Below are 16,281 nucleotides of genomic sequence, written 5' to 3' on the forward strand. Positions count from 1 at the left end.
CCTCCATACGCCCGCGACTCTGGCGGTCGCTCGCGTCGACAAGGCCCGATCTGGCGCGGCGCGACCGCCCCGCTCAATCACGGCCAAGCCTGGGGACAGGAAAGCGGACATTTCGCTTGGCGGTTGTGCATTCGACCACCCAGACGCCCAGCGATGGGGCGCCCGCGAAAAATGGAACCGACGGCTCAGTGCTCCTCGGCCGCCTTGGACTTGAACGGCTCGGTCTTGGTCAGCGCCGTCTGGCAGCGTTGCAGTTCGTTGAGACAATCGCCCCGGCTCCAGAAATCGGAAAATTCCACAACGGCCATGCGGACTTGGCGAGAATAGTCCTTGTGGTCAAGAACCTTCGGCTCTTCGTCCTCATGCTCGTCGTGCCCATGGTCCGGCTCATGGCCCGGGCGGTGGCCGGTCAGGACCAGGGTCTGGCCGCCCAAGATCGTGACCTTGGCCGCGGCCCGTTCGAGTTCGGTCTCCGGCTTGTGGCCGCCCCCATGACCGCCATGCCCGTCGTCATGGCCGTGCTTGTCGTCCTTCTTGCCGCCGTGCGCGCCCTTGGACTTGTCCTTGTCCTTGGGCTTCTCCTCGACCGGCTCGCCCTTGAGGGCTTCGGTTATCCCCTTCAGCGCCTTGGCGCAGGGGCCGCCGAACGCCAGGACCGGTCCGATCCGGCGCTGAACCTCCTCGACCAGATCCTGGGCCTTGTAGAGCAGCTCGCCCGACGGCGCGCTGGTGGCCGCCACGCATTTGACCTTCACGGCCTCGTGGATGGTCTTGGGAACCTCGCGCCAGCGCTCGTCACGCCCGCGTCCGCCGACATACTTGCCCACGTAGTAGGTGAGGATGGCGACGGCCAGCACGACCAAGGCGATCCCCGCCAGCAAGGTGGGATCGAAGATCGGAACCGGCGTATCGACGGGAAACTCTGACTGGTACACCGGACCCCCTCCAGTATCAGGCAAGCAAGAGTCACATGGTTAACGCATGATGGCGCAGCTTGCACGACCAAGGTTATGTTGAAGGCCGGGAAATCACGCCGCGCGCCCTGGCGCCCTGATCGTAGCGGCTGGGACCGCCATAGACGGCGACTTCGCACAGGATGTCGCCGCCAGGCTCGCTCGCCCACAGGTAGTTCCGCTCGACCTCGACGTTGCGCCCGGCCGGCGAGATCCCCTCGAAGGTGTCGCCCCAGGGAATCACCTTGTTGAGGTCGCGCCAGGTCAGGGTCATGGCGCGGGACAACTCGTCTTGAGCCATGGCCTCCAGATCGGGATCGCTCATGACGGCTCCTGCGGGCGGCGGTCCAGGACCTCGAAGTGCAGGGCGCGGGCGTCGAACCGGGCCAGGACGGCACGGGCCGCCTCGGGCACGTGGCTGACGGCGTAGTCCTGGCCCATGAACGCCTTGATGCTGTCCAGGTCGTCGAACCACATCAGGGTGGTGAACTCGACCTCGTCGCCGGCCTCGCGGCGCATCAGGTCGATGTGGCGAAAGCCCGGAATGCGGCGCGCCTCGATCCCCGGGATCACCTGTCTCCGCACGACCGACTCATAGGCGGCGGCGTTGTCGGGCGTGGTCCAGCCTCTCCATTGGCGACAGATCATGCGCGTCTCCACTCGGGGTCTCTAATTCGATGTCGCCTCGACAAGGCCGGACGCGCAAGATAGGTCGCGCCGGAGCATGGAGAGACCAACATGGGCGTTCCCAAAGGCAAGCGCGACTTCCGCGACGAGGACCGTCTGGATCCGCGCGAGCGCCATCAGGTCGAATACTGGATGAAGCGCTGGGGCGTGACCAAGGACCAGCTGGTCGCCGCCCATCGCAAGGTCGGCAACTCGATCAAGGACATCGGCGCAGAGCTGGGCAAGAAGCGCTAGAGTTCAAATATTTAGAGCGTGACAGGCGCCGAAACCGGCATCCACTTTCGGCTGTCACGCTCTAGCGCTTGTCCCGCCGAAACTTCGCCGCTTCCGCCGCAAGCGACGAGGTCGAGGGATCGAAGTCCTCCGGCTCGGGCGCGAACGGCAGGTGGCCGGCCACGCCGCGCAGGGCCAGCCACAGCGGATGGCTGAAATGGCCCAGGATCCGCAGCGGCCGGCGCTTGTCGTCGGTGACGTCCCAGCCCTCCAGCTCGAACGCGTCGGCCTGCTCGCGCATCGACTTGACGTCGATGCCGTCCCAGCCGGGCGGATCGGGGATCAGGGCCGCCTCGTCGGCCGTCAGGCCGAACGTGTCGCGCGCCAGCTGATCGATCTCCGGGAACTGGGTCCGCGCCTCCGGATCGGCGAACGACGGCTTCATCAGCGCCCGGGTCTCCAGGTCGGCGAAGCCGGGCAGATCGATCAGACGGCGCGGGGCCATGACGTCTAGGCCTCTTCGGCGTTGTCGTTGCGCCAATACGGCGCGACCACGCCCTGCAGCTTGATGGTCATCGGGTTGCCCTTGCGGTCCACGGCCTTGCCGGCGGTGACGCGGATCCAGCCCTCGCTGACGCAGTACTCGTCGACATTGGTCTTCTCGACGCCGTTGAACACGATGCCGACGCCGCGCTCGAGGATGTCGGCGTCGTAGTGCGGGCTGCTGGGGTTGGAGGCCAGGCGGTCGGGAGGCGTGTCGCTCATGGGATCGTCTTTCGAAGAATTTGGACGGCAAAGGCCATCGAACGCGCGTGATAGCCATCCAAGGCCGCAATTCCAATAGGATTGCACGCGATCGCGCGAAGCGCCGCGACAAGGTCATGGTCGCCTGCTAGCTACGGCCGTCCTCTTTTCGGAGTCCGCATGCTGCGTCGCCTCTATGACTGGGTCATGGGCCTGGCCGCTTCCCGTCACGCCCCCGCCAGCCTGTTCGCGATCTCTTTCGCCGAAAGCTCGTTCTTTCCCGTTCCACCCGACGTGATGCTGGCGCCCATGGTGCTGGCCAAACCGGAAAAGGCCTGGCGCTACGCCGCGCTCTGCACCCTGGCCTCGGTCCTGGGCGGAATTCTCGGCTACGGCATCGGCTTTTTCTTCCACGACGCGGCCCAGAAGCTGCTGGCGGTGCTGGGCAAGCCCAACGCCCTGGCCGACGCCGAATGCTGGTACCGCCAGTGGGGATCGTGGGTGATCATCGCCAAGGGCTTCACCCCCATCCCGTTCAAGCTGGTCACCATCACCTCGGGCCTTCTGAAGTTCAGCTTCCCGGTCTTCATCGGCGCCTGCGTCCTGACGCGAGCCGCGCGCTTCTTCCTCGTGGCCCTAGTGGTCAAGAAGTTCGGCCCGGCCATGCTGCCGGTGATCGAAAAGCGCCTGGCCCTGTTCGCCGGGATTCTGATCGCCCTGCTTGTCATCGGCCTCACGGCGAGCCACTTCTTGGGTGGAAGCAGTGGCGGAGCATGCGCGGCATGACGATCGAGAACGTCGGGGAAGTCGAGACCAAGGTCACGGAAATCCGCGCCACGACGTCCGTTCACCCGGCGTCCACGGCCTCGGCGCCGGTGCGCGGCCCGCTGGACCTGATCGCCGAGCAATGGCCCGTCCTGGCCTTCGCCGCCTGCGCCGTCATGCTGGGCGCGGCCCATGCGTTCGAGACCTTCGGCAAGCTGGCGCCGTGCCTGCTGTGCCTCAAGCAGCGGGAAGTCTACTGGGTCACGGGCACGGTGGCGCTGGTCGCCGTCGCGGCCTCGCGCACGCCCTGGGCGGACCGGGCGCGCAGGCCGCTGATCCTGCTGCTGGCGATCGGCTTCCTCTTCGGCGCGGGGGTGGCGACCTATCATGCCGGCGCCGAATGGAAGTGGTGGCCCGGCCCCGCCGCCTGCGCGGCCGGCGGCGCGGCCTCGGCCAGCGACCTGGTGGCCATGCTGAAGGGCGCCAAGATCGCCGCGCCGTCATGCGACAAGGCTGTCTGGGTCTTCCTGGGCCTGTCCATGGCCGGCTGGAACGCCGTGATCTCGCTGGGTCTGGCGATCGCCTCGGCCTTCGCCGCCCTGCGCGCGCCCGTCTCGCCCCGGGCCGCCTGAGATGGACCGGCCCATCCCTCCCCGGCCCGGCCTCGGCGCCCAGAGGGCGCGCCTGGCCGAAATCCTGCGGGTCGACCAGGCCGGCGAGTTGGCGGCCGTCCACATCTACCGCGGCCAGCAGGCGGTGATGCGCAACGCTCCCGGGCGCGAGCGAATCGCCGACCAGCTGCAGGAGATGGAGGGCCACGAACAGGTCCACCTCTCCCGGTTCAACGAACTGCTGGGCGAGCGCGAAGTTCGCCCGACGGTGATGTCGCCCCTGTGGCGCGCGGCCGCCTTCGCCCTGGGCGCGGGCACCGCGCTGCTGGGCGAGAAGGCCGCACACGCGTGCACCGAGGCGGTGGAGACGGTGATCGAGCAGCACTATGCCGGCCAGATCGCCGAGCTGGAGACCCGCGACCCGTCGCTGGCCGCCGAGCTGAGCCAGTTCCGCGACGACGAGCTGCACCACAAGGAGATCGCCATCGGCGAAGGCGCCCGGGAGGCGCCGGCCTATCCGCTGCTGTCGGCCGTGATCCGCGCCGGCTGCCGCGCCGCGATCAAGATCAGCGAGAAGATCTGACCAGCGTTCGCTGAAACGCCGGAAGAACCGTCCCCTGAAACTTCCTGCTTGGCGGCGTGCGTGGCCGAGCTTACCCATGTCGCCGGAAAATCGCGTCGCGAGGGGAGTTTCGCTTTGCCTACCCAGTTTCACCGGCAGTTCCGACGGGCCGCGGCCCTGTGCGCCGTCTCGCTCCTGGCCCTGACGGGCGCGGCCCACGCCGCGACGCCGGCCAAGCCGGTCAATCCGCCGAAGCCGACGCCGACCACCGCCCTGACCCTGGGCACCGGCGGCCAGATGCCTGCCGAGGAAGCGGCGGTGACCCTCGAACATGTCGACCTGAAGCTGAAGATCATCCCCGAGCGCAAGGCGATCGAGGGCGACGCCACCCTGACTCTGGCGGCCAAGAGCGTCCTGCCCCGCATCGTTCTGGACTTCGACAAGACCTTCGCGGTCAGCGCCCTGATCGTCGACGGCAAGGCCCTGCCCGCCTCGGCCTGGACCAATCCCGAAGGCCGCCTGACCATCACCCCGCCCGCGCCGATCGCCGCCGGGGCCAAGACCGTGGTCCAGATTCGTTATGCCGGCGTCCCACATGAAGCCGAACGCGCGCCGTGGGACGGCGGCTTCGTCTGGAAGACCGCCCCGACCGGCGAGCCCTGGATCGCCAGCGCCGTGCAGGGCGACGGCTGCGACCTGTTCTGGCCGTGCATCGACTTCCCCACGGGCGAGCCGCTGCTGGTCGACTTCTACATCACCGTGCCCGCCCCGCTGTCGGCGCCGGCCGGCGGCGTGCTGGTCGGCGTCGCGGAGAAGGACGGCTGGCGCACCTTCCACTGGCGTCAGAAGCAACCCGACACCTACGCGATCGCGGTCAATGTCGGGCCCTATGTGAAGCTGGAAGACACCTACAAGAGCCGGTTCGGCGACAGCTTCCCGATCGAGTACTGGCACCTGAAGAGCGACGATCCGGCCAAGGCCAAGGCCCTGTTCGCCGAGTTCCCGACCACGCTCGACTTCTTCGAGCAGATGATCGGCCCCTACCCGTTCCGGTCCGAGAAGCTGGGCGTCGTCGAGACGCCGCACCTGGGCATGGAACACCAGACCATGAACGCCTACGGCAACGAGTACAAAAAGGACATCTACGGCTACGACTGGCTGTTCCAGCACGAGCTGTCGCACGAGTGGTTCGGCAACCAGGTGACCAATGTCGACTGGGACGACATGTGGATCCACGAGGGCCTGGGCAGCTACATGCAGCCGCTGTTCTCGCAATGGCTGCACGGCGACATGGAGTACATGACCCGCCTGAACGCCCAGCGGGTCGGCAGCAAGAACCTGTTCCCGATCGTCTCCGACAAGGTGATGACCGAGGATCAGGTCTACAAACCCGAAGGCGGCCCGGCGAACGACATCTACGCCAAGGGCTCGAACATCATGCACACCCTGCGCGCGACGATCGGCGACGAGGCGTTCTTCAAGTCGGTGCGCACCCTGGTCTACGGCCGTCCCGATCCCAAGCCCGGCAACTTCGCGCCGCGCTACGCCACGACCAAGGACTTCATCCGCATCGTCAACGACGTGACCGGCAAGGACTATCAGTGGTTCTTCGACGCCTACTTCTATCAGGCCAAGCTGCCGGAGCTCCGCCAGACCCGCGACGGTGACGACCTGGTGCTGAGCTGGATGAACCCCTCGGGCAAGGCCTTCCCGATGCCGCTCGAGGTCAAGGTCGGCGACAAGGTCGTCACCGTCCCGATGATCGACAACACGGGCCGCATCAAGGTGGGCGACGCCGTGCCGGTGATCGTCGACCCGGCGTCGAAGATCCTGCGTCGCCAGCCCTATCTGGAGGACTACGCGGTCTGGAAGAAGGCCGCCGACGAAGCCGCCAAGAAGGTCGAAGACGCCAAGAAGGCGGCGACACCCCCGGTGAAGAAGAAATAGACGCCCGAGGCTCCGCCGCCTCCCGCGTCGGGAAGGCGGCGGAGCCCTTGGTCATCTTCCGTTGACCCTGTTCCTTCACGGCTTGTAGGCCAACGCGCCCTAAGGCTTTGAGCTCACCGCGAGCCAGGAAGCCGATGCTGACGCCCAACCATGTCGTGACCACCGCCCGCGCCGTTTTGGTCGCCGGCGTCCTGACCGCCGCGGTGCTGATGCTGGGGCCTTGGCCGGGCCTGGAGCAGCTGTTCGGTCTGAGCGACAAGGCCGCCCACGCCATCGCCTTCGGCGGCCTGGCGGCGGTCTCGTTCCTGGCCTTCCCCCGCATGCGCCGCAACGATCTGGCCGTCGCCGCCGTCCTGCTGGGCGCCAGCGTCGAGGTGACCCAGCTGTTCACGGCCGACCGCAGCGCCTCGCTCGCCGACCTGCTGGCCGACACCGCCGGCGTGGGCGTCATCTACCTGGCCAGCCATATCGAGCATCTCCGCGCCATGTCCCGTCAGCGCGGCGCGGCGAGCTTCGCCGACATCGCCGCCCAGGACCGCCGGCGCGGGGCGCGTCGCCTGGCGCCGGTGATCCAGGCCGTCTTCCGCGCGCCGGCCGAGGTGGAGAAAGCCGAACGTCCGGCCGGGTTCGCCAGCCGGGCGGCCCGACGCTTTCCGCGTCAGGCCTGACCGCTCTCAGGTGATGCGCTTGACGCTGACCGGGTCGCTGCCCGGGAAGCTTTCCTCGAGCCCTTCGTCCAGCAGGGCTTCCTGGCGGTTCTCGGAACACTCGACCTTCTCCGCCAGCTGATCGTGCTTTTCGCCTTCGGCGAGCGGGGTTTCGGCCTCGCGGGAATGCGGGGCGTCGAAGTGCTTGTCCTCGTGCCGGACCTTGCCGTCGCTGGCCATATCGGCCGTCGAGGCGCTGGTGCCGTGTGTGAAGTGGCGGCCGGTTTCTTCCTTCTTGTGGCCAAAGATCATGGGGTCTCTCCCGATTTTCGCCCGAAAGCGTTGCGGATAGAACCCTTGAGCCGGCGCCCAGGTTGCGCCGTCAGAGCCCGAACACGATAGACCAGAGGACGACATTGGCCACCGTCATGGCGGCCATCAGCCATCGCAGCCGGCGTTTGACGCTCAGCGCGCGTCCATGCTCATGAAGCGTCGGACCGGAAAGCATCGAAGGACTGACAAGCATCGAACCCTCCCACTGGGCGTCCCCTGTCCCTTGGGTCCGCTCAGTGGCGAGTCGATGCAAGCAGAGCCATAAGGCTTTGTTTCCTCGACATTTTTCGCGACTCGGTCTCGCCGCGTCCTAGGCTTCCAGTTCGATGTCCCAGTAAAGGTAGTCCAGCCAACTGGCGTGCAGGTGTCCCGGCGGGAATCGGCGGCCGCGATCCTGCAGTTCGTGCATGCTGGGACGGCGCGCGGTGTGGAACGGGTGCATGCCCGCCTCGCGGGGCGTGCGGCCGCCCTTGTGCAGATTGCAGGGCGCGCAGGCCGTGACGATGTTCTCCCAGGTGGTCCGGCCGCCGCGCGAGCGGGGGATCACGTGGTCGAAGGTCAGTTCGTCGGGCGAACCGCAATACTGGCAGGAGAACCCGTCGCGCAGGAACAGGTTGAAGCGGGTGAAGGCCGGCGGGCGATCCTGCGGCACGTACTGCTTCAGCGACACCACGCTGGGCAGCTTCATCTCGAACGAGGGCGAGTGCACCACGTGGTCGTAGGTCGAGACCACGTCGACACGTTCCAGGAACACCGCCTTGATCACCTCCTGCCAGGGCCAGAGGGACAGCGGGTAGTAGCTCAGGGGCCGATAGTCGGCATTGAGGACGAGCGCCGGCATACCGGACGGTGGACGGGACAGCGCCTGCATCAGGGCCTCCCTCTGGAGCGGCACAGGCTCCCGTGAAGCGGATACGCGGTCGGACTGAAGACGGGCCTCCTTCCTACGCATTCTCAGGAATCGCCATTCATTCCCGAACGCACACAAAGGATGAGCCAACTCGACGACAGAACCAAGACATCCTTGCGCTTGGCGCGTGAACGATCGCGGCTATGGTCAGCGACGGACATTCCGGAGCTTTCGCCATGCCGACGCCCGCCTTCGTCGTGATCATCCTGGCCGGTTTGCTGGCCGCGGGACCGCCCACGCCGCTGCTGCCTGGGATCGTTGATTCGCCCGACACCGAGGTCCGCCCCGCTTTCAGCCCCGACGGCCGCTGCATGCTCTGGGGCTCGATCGGCGCGCCGAAGACGACCTGGCGGATCCTGCAGACCTGCCGCGAAGGCGCGGGATGGTCCAGGCCCGAGGCCGTGTCGTTCGATGGACCCGACAATGATTTCGACCCGGCGTTCTCGCCCGACGGCCGCGCGGTCTATTTCTTCTCCAACCGCCCGGGCGGCCAGGGCGGCGACGATCTCTACGTCGTGGACCGCGACCCGGCGACCGGGGCCTTTGGAACGCCGCGCAATCTGGGTCCGGACTTCAACACCTCCGGCGACGAGTGGGCGCCCACCCCGACCGCCGACGGCAAGCTGATCTTCTCGTCCGACGGCCATGGCGGTCTGGGCAAGCAGGACCTGTTCGAGGGCGACCTGACGGGCCACGCGCCGGTTCGCGGTCTGGGGCCGGAGGTCAACGGCCCGCTGGACGACTTCGACGCCGCCCTGCTGGCCGACGGCCGCACCCTGGTGTTCGCCTCGGGCGACCTGAAGGCCGAAACCCGCGTGACCCTGAACAGCGCCCGGCGCGGCGACGACGGACGCTTCGGCCCGCGCGCGGTCCTGGCCCCGCCGATCAACTGCTCGGAGGCGATCAACAACGGACCGGCCATCGACCCCAGGCGGCCAGGCGTCCTGTTCTATTCGGCCTATTGCCCCGCCCTGGGTCCGGGCCGGATGGACATCTTCGAGGTCCCGGCGCCCTAGTCGATCGCGATGATCTCGACCTCGCCGCCGGCCACCATGGCCGTGTCGCCCACGCCCTTGCCCAGCAGGGCCCGAGCCACGGGCGAGACGTAGGACACCGAACCGCGAGCCGGATCGGCCTCGTCCTCGCCGACGACGCGGAAGGTCTGACGACGGCCGTCCTCGCGGTCGAAGGTGACGGTCCCGCCGAACTGCAGGCCTTCCACGGACGGATCCCGCTCGCGCAGCTGGGCGCTGGCCCGGCGGGCGGACCAATAGCGCAGGTCGCGGGTGGCGCGGGCCATGGCGGTGCGGTCCTGGGCGACGTCGCCGCCGGCCTGGGCGGCGCTGTAGGCGGCGCGGGCCTGCGCCAAGTCCGCCTCGATCTGGGCCAGGCCCTGCGGCGTGACCAGGTTGGGATGCGGCGAAATCGGACGGTCCAGCAGATCGGCGGCGAACGCCTCGCTGTCGCCTTCCTTGGTGAAGGCGACGCTCATGGCCGCATCCCCGGGAAGCGCGTCCCTGCGATGGAAGACGAAAGGGTCATGTCTAGGAAATCCGGCCCGCCTCGGGATGTTCCGCCTCGGGAGCATCCGACCTAGGCGCGCGCGTCTTCAGGATCAAGACATGCGAAAGCCGCCGGCGACCAGGCGCGGGCGGCTTCGGACACTCCAGGCAAGGAGCTCGCCCGCGACGGCGTCGGCGGGACAGCGTGGGAAGCCGCTGGCCCCGTCGACCACGAACGCCGCCGAGGCTTAGATCGCGATGCCGACCAAAGCGGCGGCGACGCCGACGGCCGCGGCCAGGAAGAAGCCCACGGCCATGCGGTCGAGCGCGGTTTCGAAGGCGAAAAAGGTGTTGGTCATCACACACATCCTTGAGTTTGGTTGCGGGACGCGGTGATCGAGAAGGCCGCTGCCCCGGTCCAGACCGAGCCCGATCTGGACAATGCTTAGATAGCACCGATCTAAACGACGTCAAGATAATCTTTACGCCGTTAGGATGGATTTTTGAACAGGAACGGTTACAGTGTCCGAGATGACACAGACCGCCTCTTCCGAAGCCCGCCCCTACCACCATGGCGACCTCAGCCGCGCCCTGGTCGAGGCCGCTCGCCGCATCCTGGAAACCGAGGGTCCGGCGGCGCTTTCGCTGCGAGCGGTGGCGCGCGAAGCCGGCGTCAGTCCGGCCGCGCCCTACCATCATTTCAAGGACAAGGGCGAACTGCTGGACGCCGTCGCCCACGAAGGTTGGGCCGCCCTGGACGCCGCCCTCGGCGAAGCTCGGGCCAAGGCCGTCGACAGCAAGGAACGGATGACCAGCCTGGGCGTGGCCTATGTCTGTTTCGCCCGCGACAACCCCGCGCTCTATCGCGTGATGTATGACTGTTCGCGCGACAAGGACGCCTTGCCCGAGCAGATGAAGGAAGAAGGCGCCTACTGCCAGGTGCGCAACACCATCGACGAGCGCAGCGGCGGGACGGCCACGCCGCTCGACCTGGAACTGGCGACCATCGCCGCCTGGTGCGCCGGCCATGGCCTGGCCGAGATGATCAGCTTCAAGCAGTTCGATCCGCTGAAGGAAGCCCTGGGCGGCGAGGAGGCCTTCCTGCGCGCCGTGTTCGAACACCTGGGCATGTTCGCCAAGCTCGATCAGGCCTAGGTCCGCTTGCCGTTCGCCACCCGCTTCGCGCCCTCCCCGACCGGCCGCCTGCATCGCGGCCACGCCTTCTCGGCCCTGACCGCCTTCGACGCCGCGCAAGCCCAGAACGGCCAGTTCGTGCTGCGGATCGAGGACATCGACGCCACTCGCAGCCGTCCTGAATTCGAGGCCTCGATCCTGGAGGACCTGACCTGGCTGGGCCTTTCCTGGGAGCAGCCGGTTCGCCGCCAGTCCGAACACCTGGCCGACTATCACCGCGCCATCGACGTGCTGCGCGAGAAGGGCCTGGTCTATCGCTGCTTCCGCACCCGCAAGGAGCTGGACATCGGCCGCGCGCCGCACGAGCCGGCCCGGCCCTTCATCGGCGGCCCGCTGCATCCCGCCGAGGAGGCCGCGCGGCTGGAACGGGGCGAGGCTTTCGCCTGGCGGCTGTCGCTGGACGCGGCCCGCGGCGCGCTGGGCGGCTTCGACCCTCTGACTTTCGTCGAGGACGGCGCCGGGCCCAACGGCGAGACCGGCCTGATCGCGGCCCGACCCGAAACCGCCGGCGACATCGTCCTGGCCCGCAAGGACGTCGGCGTGGCCTATCACCTGGCCGTGGTGCTGGACGACGCCTTGCAGGGGATCACCCACGTGATCCGCGGCCAGGACCTGTTCGAGGCCGCCCACATCCAGCGCCTGCTGCAGGCCCTGCTCGACCTGCCGACCCCGACCTATCGCCACCACCGCCTGCTGGTCGGCCCCGACGGCAAGCGGTACGCCAAACGCGACAAGGCCCAGACTTTGCGCGAGCTGCGGGCGTCGGGCGTGACGCCGCAGCAGCTTCGAGCGGAGATGGGTCTCTAAGCTCAGTTGGCGCCTCCCGCCTGCTCCACCAGCTGTCCCATGGCCCTCAGATAGGCGCCGAAGGCCTCGCGTCCTTGATCCGTCAGCCGGACCCGGGTCAGGGGCTTGCGACCGACGAAGCTCTTGTCGATCGCCACATAGCCGGCGTCCTCCAGCTTGCGCAGGTGGACCGACAGATTGCCCTGGGTCACCTCCAGCAGGTCCTTCAGCTCGGTGAAGTCCGCCACCTCGGCGCTGGCCAGATAGGCGACGATCCCCAGCCGCACCCGACCGTGGATGACGTCGTCCAATCCGCTGATGTCGAACTTGCCGCTCACGATCGTCTCAGGCCGGCCGGGCCGCTTGGCGCATGGCCTGGCGCATCATCACGTAGCCCGGGGCCATCATCCAGGCGAACAGGCCCAGGCCCGCGATCAGCAGGTAGAGGTCCGGCCGATCGATCAGCATGCCCAGGGCCACGCCGGACACCAGCCAGCCCGCGGCCACCACCGCCATCCACAGACGCTTGCGCAACATGAAGATCACGTACCAAACCGCGCCCTGGATCACGAAGACCACCGCCGGGTGGAACAGCCAGTAGCGGAAATCGTGGTTGCGCACGGCGGCCGAGGCGAAGATCAGGATGAGCGCCAGATTGGCGATCCCGGTGCCCTGAAAGGCGGCGTTGACCGCGCGGTTGGCGACGCCGCCGGTGGGCTTCTTGCGTTCGATGACGATCACCACCGTCATCATGATCAGGAAGATCAGGGTCGGCAGCCAGGCCCACACCAGATTGCCCAGAGCCCCCATGCGGATCAGGCCAATCACCTGCGCGTAGTACCCCACGCACTGCAGACCGTAGATCAGGCCCGCCCCGCCGTAGAGCGCGCCCCCCGCCACGCCCAGCCCGCCGCCGGAGCCCTCGGCCACCGTCCGCAGGAACGCCAGGTCGTCCTGTACGGATTTGATCTTGTCGTTCATGGGCGCGGTCCCCTTCAGCGTTGCATCATGGCCGGTCACAGGATTCGCCCCAACAGCGGCATGCGGCGCAGCGCCATCGTCGTCAGCCAGCTGAGGACCACGGCCCCGCCGAACGCGATCAGGCCCTTGGCCAGCCCGCCCCAGGCCTGAGGCAGCAGCAGCCAGCCCAGCCAGGCGGTGAAGACGTAGTGGGTCAGGTACATGCCGTAGGCGTTGGCCTGCAGGCTGCGCGCGACCGGACCGGTCCTGCGGACGAAGCGCAGGAACACCGCCAGCACGGCGAACGACAGGGTCGCGCAGGCCAGGACGAAGGCCAGGCCACCGGCCACATCCAGTACCGCCTTGGGCGGCGGATTGAGCGAGAAGGCGACGATGAAGACCGCGACCGCCGCGATCACCGCCGGCGCCGGAAGGATCTGCCAGGCCCACCAGCGCCGGGCCAGCGCCCCTTGCGGGTCGGTCAGCCCCTGGCCCACGCCCGTCGCCCCGAACGCCAGGCCGGCCAGGAAATAGACCAGGTAGTGGCCTGCCCGGCCGGTCTGGATCAGGAACGGTCCTTCCAGCGTCCAGTGGCCGAAGGGCAAGACCATGTTCAGGGGCACGTAGGCCAGGGCGCTGGCCGCGACCAGCAGCAGGAAGGCGCGGCCCGGCCGGCGCGCGGCGCCCTGCGTCCAGCGGCCGAGCGCCGGGATCAGGCGGGGAAACAGGCCGTCCAGCAAGGCGGCGATCGCGCCGAAGGCCAGCAGCACCCACAGGAACCAGGCCGGCCCGCTGGGCCAGAATGGCAGGCTGGTCCAGGCCTGCGCATAGGCCGCCAGCGACGGCGCGCCGCCCGACTGCAGCCAGGCCGGATAGTAGGCCAGCGGGGCCAGCAGCCCCGCGCCGATCACGAACGGAACGCCGAGCCGCAGCGCCCGGCCCTTCAGGAACCCGCCCGCGCCCTTGGCCTTCAGGCTCTCGGCGACGAACAGGCCCGAGACCAGGAACATCAGCGACATGAAGAACAGGTCGTTGACCAGGGTCAGCAGGCCAAAGCCCCCGAACCTCTGCGGATCCACGACCGGAAAGGCCGTCCACAGGATCGGCGGCTCGGTGAAGCCCTTCGGGGGCGGCGCGTACGGGTGATAGGTCAGCACCGCGTGGTGGGCGATGACCAGCAGGGTCAGGAAGGCGCGCACGGCGCCGATCGGCGCGTTGCGGGCCGAGCCACCCGCCGAGGCGGAGGTTTCGAGCGATTTGAGAGGCGCGTGCATGGCCGGGCTCCGTTGCGATGGCCGAACCATGTATCAACTTGTTTGTTTTGTAAACTTGTTGATGAATATCGATACGACGATGCGTTCTGATCGGCGCTCTTGCGGGTCCATCGCCGACGGCTCTAAGCATGGCTGGAGGCGACCGATCGCCAGGGAGACGACGATGCGCGGATGGATGCTGGCGGCCGGACTGGCGGCGGGAACCTGGCTGGCGGCGACCAGCGCCCACGCCGCCGAGCCGAAGTTCACGCCCGGCCCCTGCGCCGGCGACTATTCGGGCGTCGGCAACAAGATCCAGTGCGGGACCCTGGTCGTCGACGAGACCCGGGGCGGGCCCAGCACGCGACGCGTCGCCATACCGGTGACCATCGTCAAGGCCAGCGCGCCCAAGGCCGGCCTGCCGCCGGTGGTCTACCTGCACGGCGGTCCCGGCGGCGGGGTGGTCGAGAACGTCGCCCGCAGCTTGCGCGGCCCGGCTCGCGAACTGGTCGCCGTCGACCAGGACTGGATCTATTTCGACCAGCGCGGCGGCGGGGTGGCCTCGCCGATCCTCGACTGCGGCGGGGTGGCCCTGAACGACGCCGGCCCGCTGAACGACGCGGCCGCCCAGCAACTGATCGCCTGCGCCCAGCGGCTGAAGGACTCCGGCGTCGACCTGTCGCAATACAACGCCGAAGAGGTGGTCAAGGACATCCAGGATCTGCGCAAGACCCTTGGCCTGAAGCAGATCGACCTGTTCGGCGTCTCGTACGGCACCCGCATCGCCCTGGCCGTGGTCAAGCACGACCCGTCCGGCGTGCGCGCCGTGGTGCTCGACTCGCCCTGGACGCCGGAGGCCAAGTGGGCCGAGGGCGGGCCTGAGATGGTGTCGGACGCGGTGAAGGTGATCTTCAAGCGCTGCGCCGAGGACGCCGCCTGCAACGCCAAATATCCGCACCCGGGCGCCGATCTCGACGCCTTGGCGACCAAGCTGTTGAGCGGCCCGCAGACGATCGGCGGCAAGGTCTACGCCGCCGACGACCTGGGCGGCTTCCTGATGGACGCGGCCTATAGCGGCCCCGACGCCCGCGCCCTGCCCGCCACGGTGGCCAAGTTCGCGGCCGGCGACATGACGGCCCTGGCCGCGCAGATGGCCGATCGCAGCGGCTACAACGAGGCCCAGCACCTGACTCATCTGTGCAAGGAGGAGTTCCCGTTCGAGAGCGAGGCGGCCATGCGCAAGGGCGCCCAGCGCGACCCGGTCTCGCGGCTGCTGGAGGCCTCGATGGGCCGCTATTTCGCCGTCTGCAAGGCCTACGACGTCGGCGCGCCCGACCCGGTCGAGGCCCAGCCGGTCTCCGGCCCGATCCCCACCCTGTTCCTGGCCGCCGAGATCGATCCCGGCTGCCCGCCGGCCGTGGCCAGGGCGGCGGTCGGCCGCTTCCCCAAGGGCCAGCTGAGCATCATCCCCAACACCACCCACGGCGTCTCGCGCGGCAGCGCCTGCGCCCGCAAGATGATCCGCGGCTTCCTGGCGGATCCGTCGGCCCCGATCGACCAGAGCTGTTTGCATCCCGAGCACGACAAGTTCGTGTTTGATCTGGAGTAGGCTTTCTCCCGGACCTGGTGCGGCGAACGCTTGCCCCCTACGGGTCGCTTCGCGACCGTCTTCCCCCACAGGGGGAAGAGGTTCCGCCCCCGGCGCGGCGCGCGCGTCCTCCGCCCCCCATGGGGGCGGACAGACCGCGAAGCGGTCAGGTGGGGGCAAGTGTTCGCGGGCACGGCCTCTCGGTCTCACGCGATCACTCGCTGAGGAGATGGAAAGGGTCGCGGAGCGCCGGACATCGTCCGGAGTTTGAAAAAGAATACCGTTTCGACGAAGCCCGATCGCTCCGCGCGGTCGTTATATCCGGAAGCCCGCGGCGCTGAGCCCTGTTAGGGCCTCGCCGCCTTGAAGCCTCCGACGGGCGGGCCAGGTCAACGAMMCCCGGTCCCGGACCGCGAGCGCGTCACCGCCCGCCTGTTGCTAAGCCAGCCCTCACGCCACGCCGTTTCTGTGTTCCATGCCCGGCCGGCCCTGGAGACGTGAGGTTTGACGAGACCCCTACACACGCGGATCTCGCCGCCGACAGAGCTTCCCGCTCGATCGCCCCCCGCCGCCGCATCGGTCGCTGGCCATGCGCCCTTTCCCTGCGNGAGACCCCTACACACGCG

22 protein-coding genes are annotated in these 16,281 nt (G+C 68.3%); 10 read left to right on the top strand and 12 right to left on the bottom strand.

Annotation, left to right across the window (positions count from 1 at the left end; all coding sequences use genetic code 11):
- Positions 1-185: 185 nt before the first annotated feature.
- The 3 genes from ASD21_RS19720 to ASD21_RS19730 all read right to left on the bottom strand — a co-directional run bounded on the left by ASD21_RS19720 (position 186) and on the right by ASD21_RS19730 (position 1,601).
- Complete coding sequence (locus ASD21_RS19720) at positions 186-935, bottom strand: hypothetical protein (protein ID WP_056445348.1); 750 nt, start codon at positions 933-935, stop codon at positions 186-188.
- Positions 936-1,008: 73 nt separating this feature from the next.
- Positions 1,009-1,254, bottom strand: a complete 246-nt coding sequence (locus ASD21_RS19725) for a hypothetical protein (RefSeq protein WP_056446223.1) — start codon at positions 1,252-1,254, stop codon at positions 1,009-1,011.
- A gap of 20 nt (positions 1,255-1,274) precedes the next feature.
- Entirely contained in the window at positions 1,275-1,601 is a 327-nt protein-coding gene (locus ASD21_RS19730) for an antibiotic biosynthesis monooxygenase (protein WP_056445350.1), read from the bottom strand.
- Positions 1,602-1,691: 90 nt separating this feature from the next.
- On the opposite strand from ASD21_RS19730, the gene ASD21_RS19735 reads away from it, so the two are divergent.
- The gene (locus tag ASD21_RS19735) at positions 1,692-1,874 is read left to right on the top strand and encodes a DUF3606 domain-containing protein (RefSeq protein ID WP_029916884.1); all 183 of its coding nucleotides are present in this window, start codon (positions 1,692-1,694) and stop codon (positions 1,872-1,874) included.
- Positions 1,875-1,935: 61 nt separating this feature from the next.
- Here ASD21_RS19735 and ASD21_RS19740 read toward each other — a convergent pair whose 3' ends face one another.
- Positions 1,936-2,358 (bottom strand): hypothetical protein, encoded by a 423-nt coding sequence (locus ASD21_RS19740; protein ID WP_056445352.1) that lies wholly within the window; start codon positions 2,356-2,358, stop codon positions 1,936-1,938.
- Positions 2,359-2,363: 5 nt separating this feature from the next.
- Positions 2,364-2,618 carry a DUF3297 family protein gene (locus ASD21_RS19745; RefSeq protein ID WP_007664089.1) on the bottom strand — a complete coding sequence of 85 codons (255 nt, stop codon included), beginning with the start codon at positions 2,616-2,618 and terminating at the stop codon, positions 2,364-2,366.
- 159 nt (positions 2,619-2,777) lie between these two features.
- On the opposite strand from ASD21_RS19745, the gene ASD21_RS19750 reads away from it, so the two are divergent.
- From ASD21_RS19750 to ASD21_RS19770, 5 genes are all read left to right on the top strand, one after another.
- Positions 2,778-3,383 carry a YqaA family protein gene (locus ASD21_RS19750; protein ID WP_056445355.1) on the top strand — a complete coding sequence of 202 codons (606 nt, stop codon included), beginning with the start codon at positions 2,778-2,780 and terminating at the stop codon, positions 3,381-3,383.
- Complete coding sequence (locus tag ASD21_RS19755) at positions 3,380-3,994, top strand: disulfide bond formation protein B (RefSeq protein WP_056446226.1); 615 nt, start codon at positions 3,380-3,382, stop codon at positions 3,992-3,994. The genes ASD21_RS19750 and ASD21_RS19755 overlap by 4 nt, the downstream gene beginning before the upstream one ends.
- A gap of 1 nt (position 3,995) precedes the next feature.
- Entirely contained in the window at positions 3,996-4,556 is a 561-nt protein-coding gene (locus ASD21_RS19760) for a demethoxyubiquinone hydroxylase family protein (protein WP_056445358.1), read from the top strand.
- A 114-nt stretch (positions 4,557-4,670) separates the two neighbouring features.
- The gene (locus tag ASD21_RS19765; protein WP_056445360.1) at positions 4,671-6,482 is read left to right on the top strand and encodes a M1 family metallopeptidase; all 1,812 of its coding nucleotides are present in this window, start codon (positions 4,671-4,673) and stop codon (positions 6,480-6,482) included.
- Between the two features lie 134 nt (positions 6,483-6,616).
- Positions 6,617-7,150 (top strand): VanZ family protein, encoded by a 534-nt coding sequence (locus tag ASD21_RS19770; protein ID WP_056445363.1) that lies wholly within the window; start codon positions 6,617-6,619, stop codon positions 7,148-7,150.
- Positions 7,151-7,156: 6 nt separating this feature from the next.
- Here the strand turns inward: ASD21_RS19770 and ASD21_RS19775 are convergent, their stop codons facing one another.
- The 3 genes from ASD21_RS19775 to ASD21_RS19780 all read right to left on the bottom strand — a co-directional run bounded on the left by ASD21_RS19775 (position 7,157) and on the right by ASD21_RS19780 (position 8,336).
- Positions 7,157-7,441 (bottom strand): hypothetical protein, encoded by a 285-nt coding sequence (locus ASD21_RS19775; RefSeq protein WP_082554856.1) that lies wholly within the window; start codon positions 7,439-7,441, stop codon positions 7,157-7,159.
- Between the two features lie 70 nt (positions 7,442-7,511).
- Positions 7,512-7,655, bottom strand: a complete 144-nt coding sequence (locus ASD21_RS24135; protein ID WP_156390713.1) for a hypothetical protein — start codon at positions 7,653-7,655, stop codon at positions 7,512-7,514.
- Between the two features lie 117 nt (positions 7,656-7,772).
- The gene (locus ASD21_RS19780; protein ID WP_156398449.1) at positions 7,773-8,336 is read right to left on the bottom strand and encodes an HNH endonuclease; all 564 of its coding nucleotides are present in this window, start codon (positions 8,334-8,336) and stop codon (positions 7,773-7,775) included.
- Positions 8,337-8,548: 212 nt separating this feature from the next.
- On the opposite strand from ASD21_RS19780, the gene ASD21_RS19785 reads away from it, so the two are divergent.
- Complete coding sequence (locus tag ASD21_RS19785; RefSeq protein ID WP_162250257.1) at positions 8,549-9,388, top strand: TolB family protein; 840 nt, start codon at positions 8,549-8,551, stop codon at positions 9,386-9,388.
- On the opposite strand, the gene greA is transcribed toward ASD21_RS19785, so the two are convergent.
- On the bottom strand, positions 9,385-9,864 hold the full coding sequence (gene greA, locus ASD21_RS19790; RefSeq protein ID WP_056445373.1) for a transcription elongation factor GreA: 480 nt from the start codon (positions 9,862-9,864) through the stop codon (positions 9,385-9,387). The two genes, ASD21_RS19785 and greA, sit on opposite strands and share 4 nt — an antisense overlap.
- 541 nt (positions 9,865-10,405) lie before the next feature.
- Here greA and ASD21_RS19795 point away from each other — a divergent pair.
- Entirely contained in the window at positions 10,406-11,029 is a 624-nt protein-coding gene (locus tag ASD21_RS19795; protein ID WP_056445376.1) for a TetR/AcrR family transcriptional regulator, read from the top strand.
- A 6-nt stretch (positions 11,030-11,035) separates the two neighbouring features.
- Positions 11,036-11,875, top strand: a complete 840-nt coding sequence (gene gluQRS, locus ASD21_RS19800) for a tRNA glutamyl-Q(34) synthetase GluQRS (protein WP_056445379.1) — start codon at positions 11,036-11,038, stop codon at positions 11,873-11,875.
- Positions 11,876-11,877: 2 nt separating this feature from the next.
- Here the strand turns inward: gluQRS and ASD21_RS19805 are convergent, their stop codons facing one another.
- The 3 genes from ASD21_RS19805 to ASD21_RS19815 are packed head-to-tail and all read right to left on the bottom strand — an operon-like array spanning position 11,878 to position 14,088.
- Positions 11,878-12,192 (bottom strand): winged helix-turn-helix domain-containing protein, encoded by a 315-nt coding sequence (locus tag ASD21_RS19805; RefSeq protein WP_056445382.1) that lies wholly within the window; start codon positions 12,190-12,192, stop codon positions 11,878-11,880.
- 7 nt (positions 12,193-12,199) lie between these two features.
- The gene (locus tag ASD21_RS19810) at positions 12,200-12,835 is read right to left on the bottom strand and encodes a hypothetical protein (RefSeq protein WP_156390714.1); all 636 of its coding nucleotides are present in this window, start codon (positions 12,833-12,835) and stop codon (positions 12,200-12,202) included.
- A gap of 35 nt (positions 12,836-12,870) precedes the next feature.
- Entirely contained in the window at positions 12,871-14,088 is a 1,218-nt protein-coding gene (locus tag ASD21_RS19815; protein WP_156398434.1) for an acyltransferase family protein, read from the bottom strand.
- Between the two features lie 163 nt (positions 14,089-14,251).
- On the opposite strand from ASD21_RS19815, the gene ASD21_RS19820 reads away from it, so the two are divergent.
- Positions 14,252-15,676, top strand: a complete 1,425-nt coding sequence (locus ASD21_RS19820; RefSeq protein ID WP_056445390.1) for an alpha/beta hydrolase — start codon at positions 14,252-14,254, stop codon at positions 15,674-15,676.
- The last annotated feature ends 605 nt before the right edge of the window (positions 15,677-16,281 follow it).

It is taken from the genome of Caulobacter sp. Root1455 (assembly GCF_001426905.1).
GTDB lineage: Bacteria > Pseudomonadota > Alphaproteobacteria > Caulobacterales > Caulobacteraceae > Caulobacter.

Excerpts from the sequence above, each read along its gene's own strand:
- greA (WP_056445373.1), bottom strand. The coding sequence starts at position 9,864 with ATGAGCGTCGCCTTCACCAAGGAAGGCGACAGCGAGGCGTTCGCCGCC.
- ASD21_RS19795 (WP_056445376.1), top strand. The coding sequence starts at position 10,406 with ATGACACAGACCGCCTCTTCCGAAGCCCGCCCCTACCACCATGGCGAC.
- ASD21_RS19745 (WP_007664089.1), bottom strand. The coding sequence starts at position 2,618 with ATGAGCGACACGCCTCCCGACCGCCTGGCCTCCAACCCCAGCAGCCCG.
- ASD21_RS19735 (WP_029916884.1), top strand. The coding sequence starts at position 1,692 with ATGGGCGTTCCCAAAGGCAAGCGCGACTTCCGCGACGAGGACCGTCTG.
- ASD21_RS19725 (WP_056446223.1), bottom strand. The coding sequence starts at position 1,254 with ATGGCTCAAGACGAGTTGTCCCGCGCCATGACCCTGACCTGGCGCGAC.
- ASD21_RS19775 (WP_082554856.1), bottom strand. The coding sequence starts at position 7,441 with ATGATCTTTGGCCACAAGAAGGAAGAAACCGGCCGCCACTTCACACAC.
- ASD21_RS19730 (WP_056445350.1), bottom strand. The coding sequence starts at position 1,601 with ATGATCTGTCGCCAATGGAGAGGCTGGACCACGCCCGACAACGCCGCC.
- ASD21_RS19755 (WP_056446226.1), top strand. The coding sequence starts at position 3,380 with ATGACGATCGAGAACGTCGGGGAAGTCGAGACCAAGGTCACGGAAATC.
- ASD21_RS19820 (WP_056445390.1), top strand. The coding sequence starts at position 14,252 with ATGCGCGGATGGATGCTGGCGGCCGGACTGGCGGCGGGAACCTGGCTG.
- ASD21_RS19760 (WP_056445358.1), top strand. The coding sequence starts at position 3,996 with ATGGACCGGCCCATCCCTCCCCGGCCCGGCCTCGGCGCCCAGAGGGCG.
- ASD21_RS19810 (WP_156390714.1), bottom strand. The coding sequence starts at position 12,835 with ATGAACGACAAGATCAAATCCGTACAGGACGACCTGGCGTTCCTGCGG.
- ASD21_RS19770 (WP_056445363.1), top strand. The coding sequence starts at position 6,617 with ATGCTGACGCCCAACCATGTCGTGACCACCGCCCGCGCCGTTTTGGTC.
- ASD21_RS19815 (WP_156398434.1), bottom strand. The coding sequence starts at position 14,088 with ATGCACGCGCCTCTCAAATCGCTCGAAACCTCCGCCTCGGCGGGTGGC.
- ASD21_RS24135 (WP_156390713.1), bottom strand. The coding sequence starts at position 7,655 with ATGCTTGTCAGTCCTTCGATGCTTTCCGGTCCGACGCTTCATGAGCAT.
- ASD21_RS19750 (WP_056445355.1), top strand. The coding sequence starts at position 2,778 with ATGCTGCGTCGCCTCTATGACTGGGTCATGGGCCTGGCCGCTTCCCGT.
- ASD21_RS19740 (WP_056445352.1), bottom strand. The coding sequence starts at position 2,358 with ATGGCCCCGCGCCGTCTGATCGATCTGCCCGGCTTCGCCGACCTGGAG.
- ASD21_RS19785 (WP_162250257.1), top strand. The coding sequence starts at position 8,549 with ATGCCGACGCCCGCCTTCGTCGTGATCATCCTGGCCGGTTTGCTGGCC.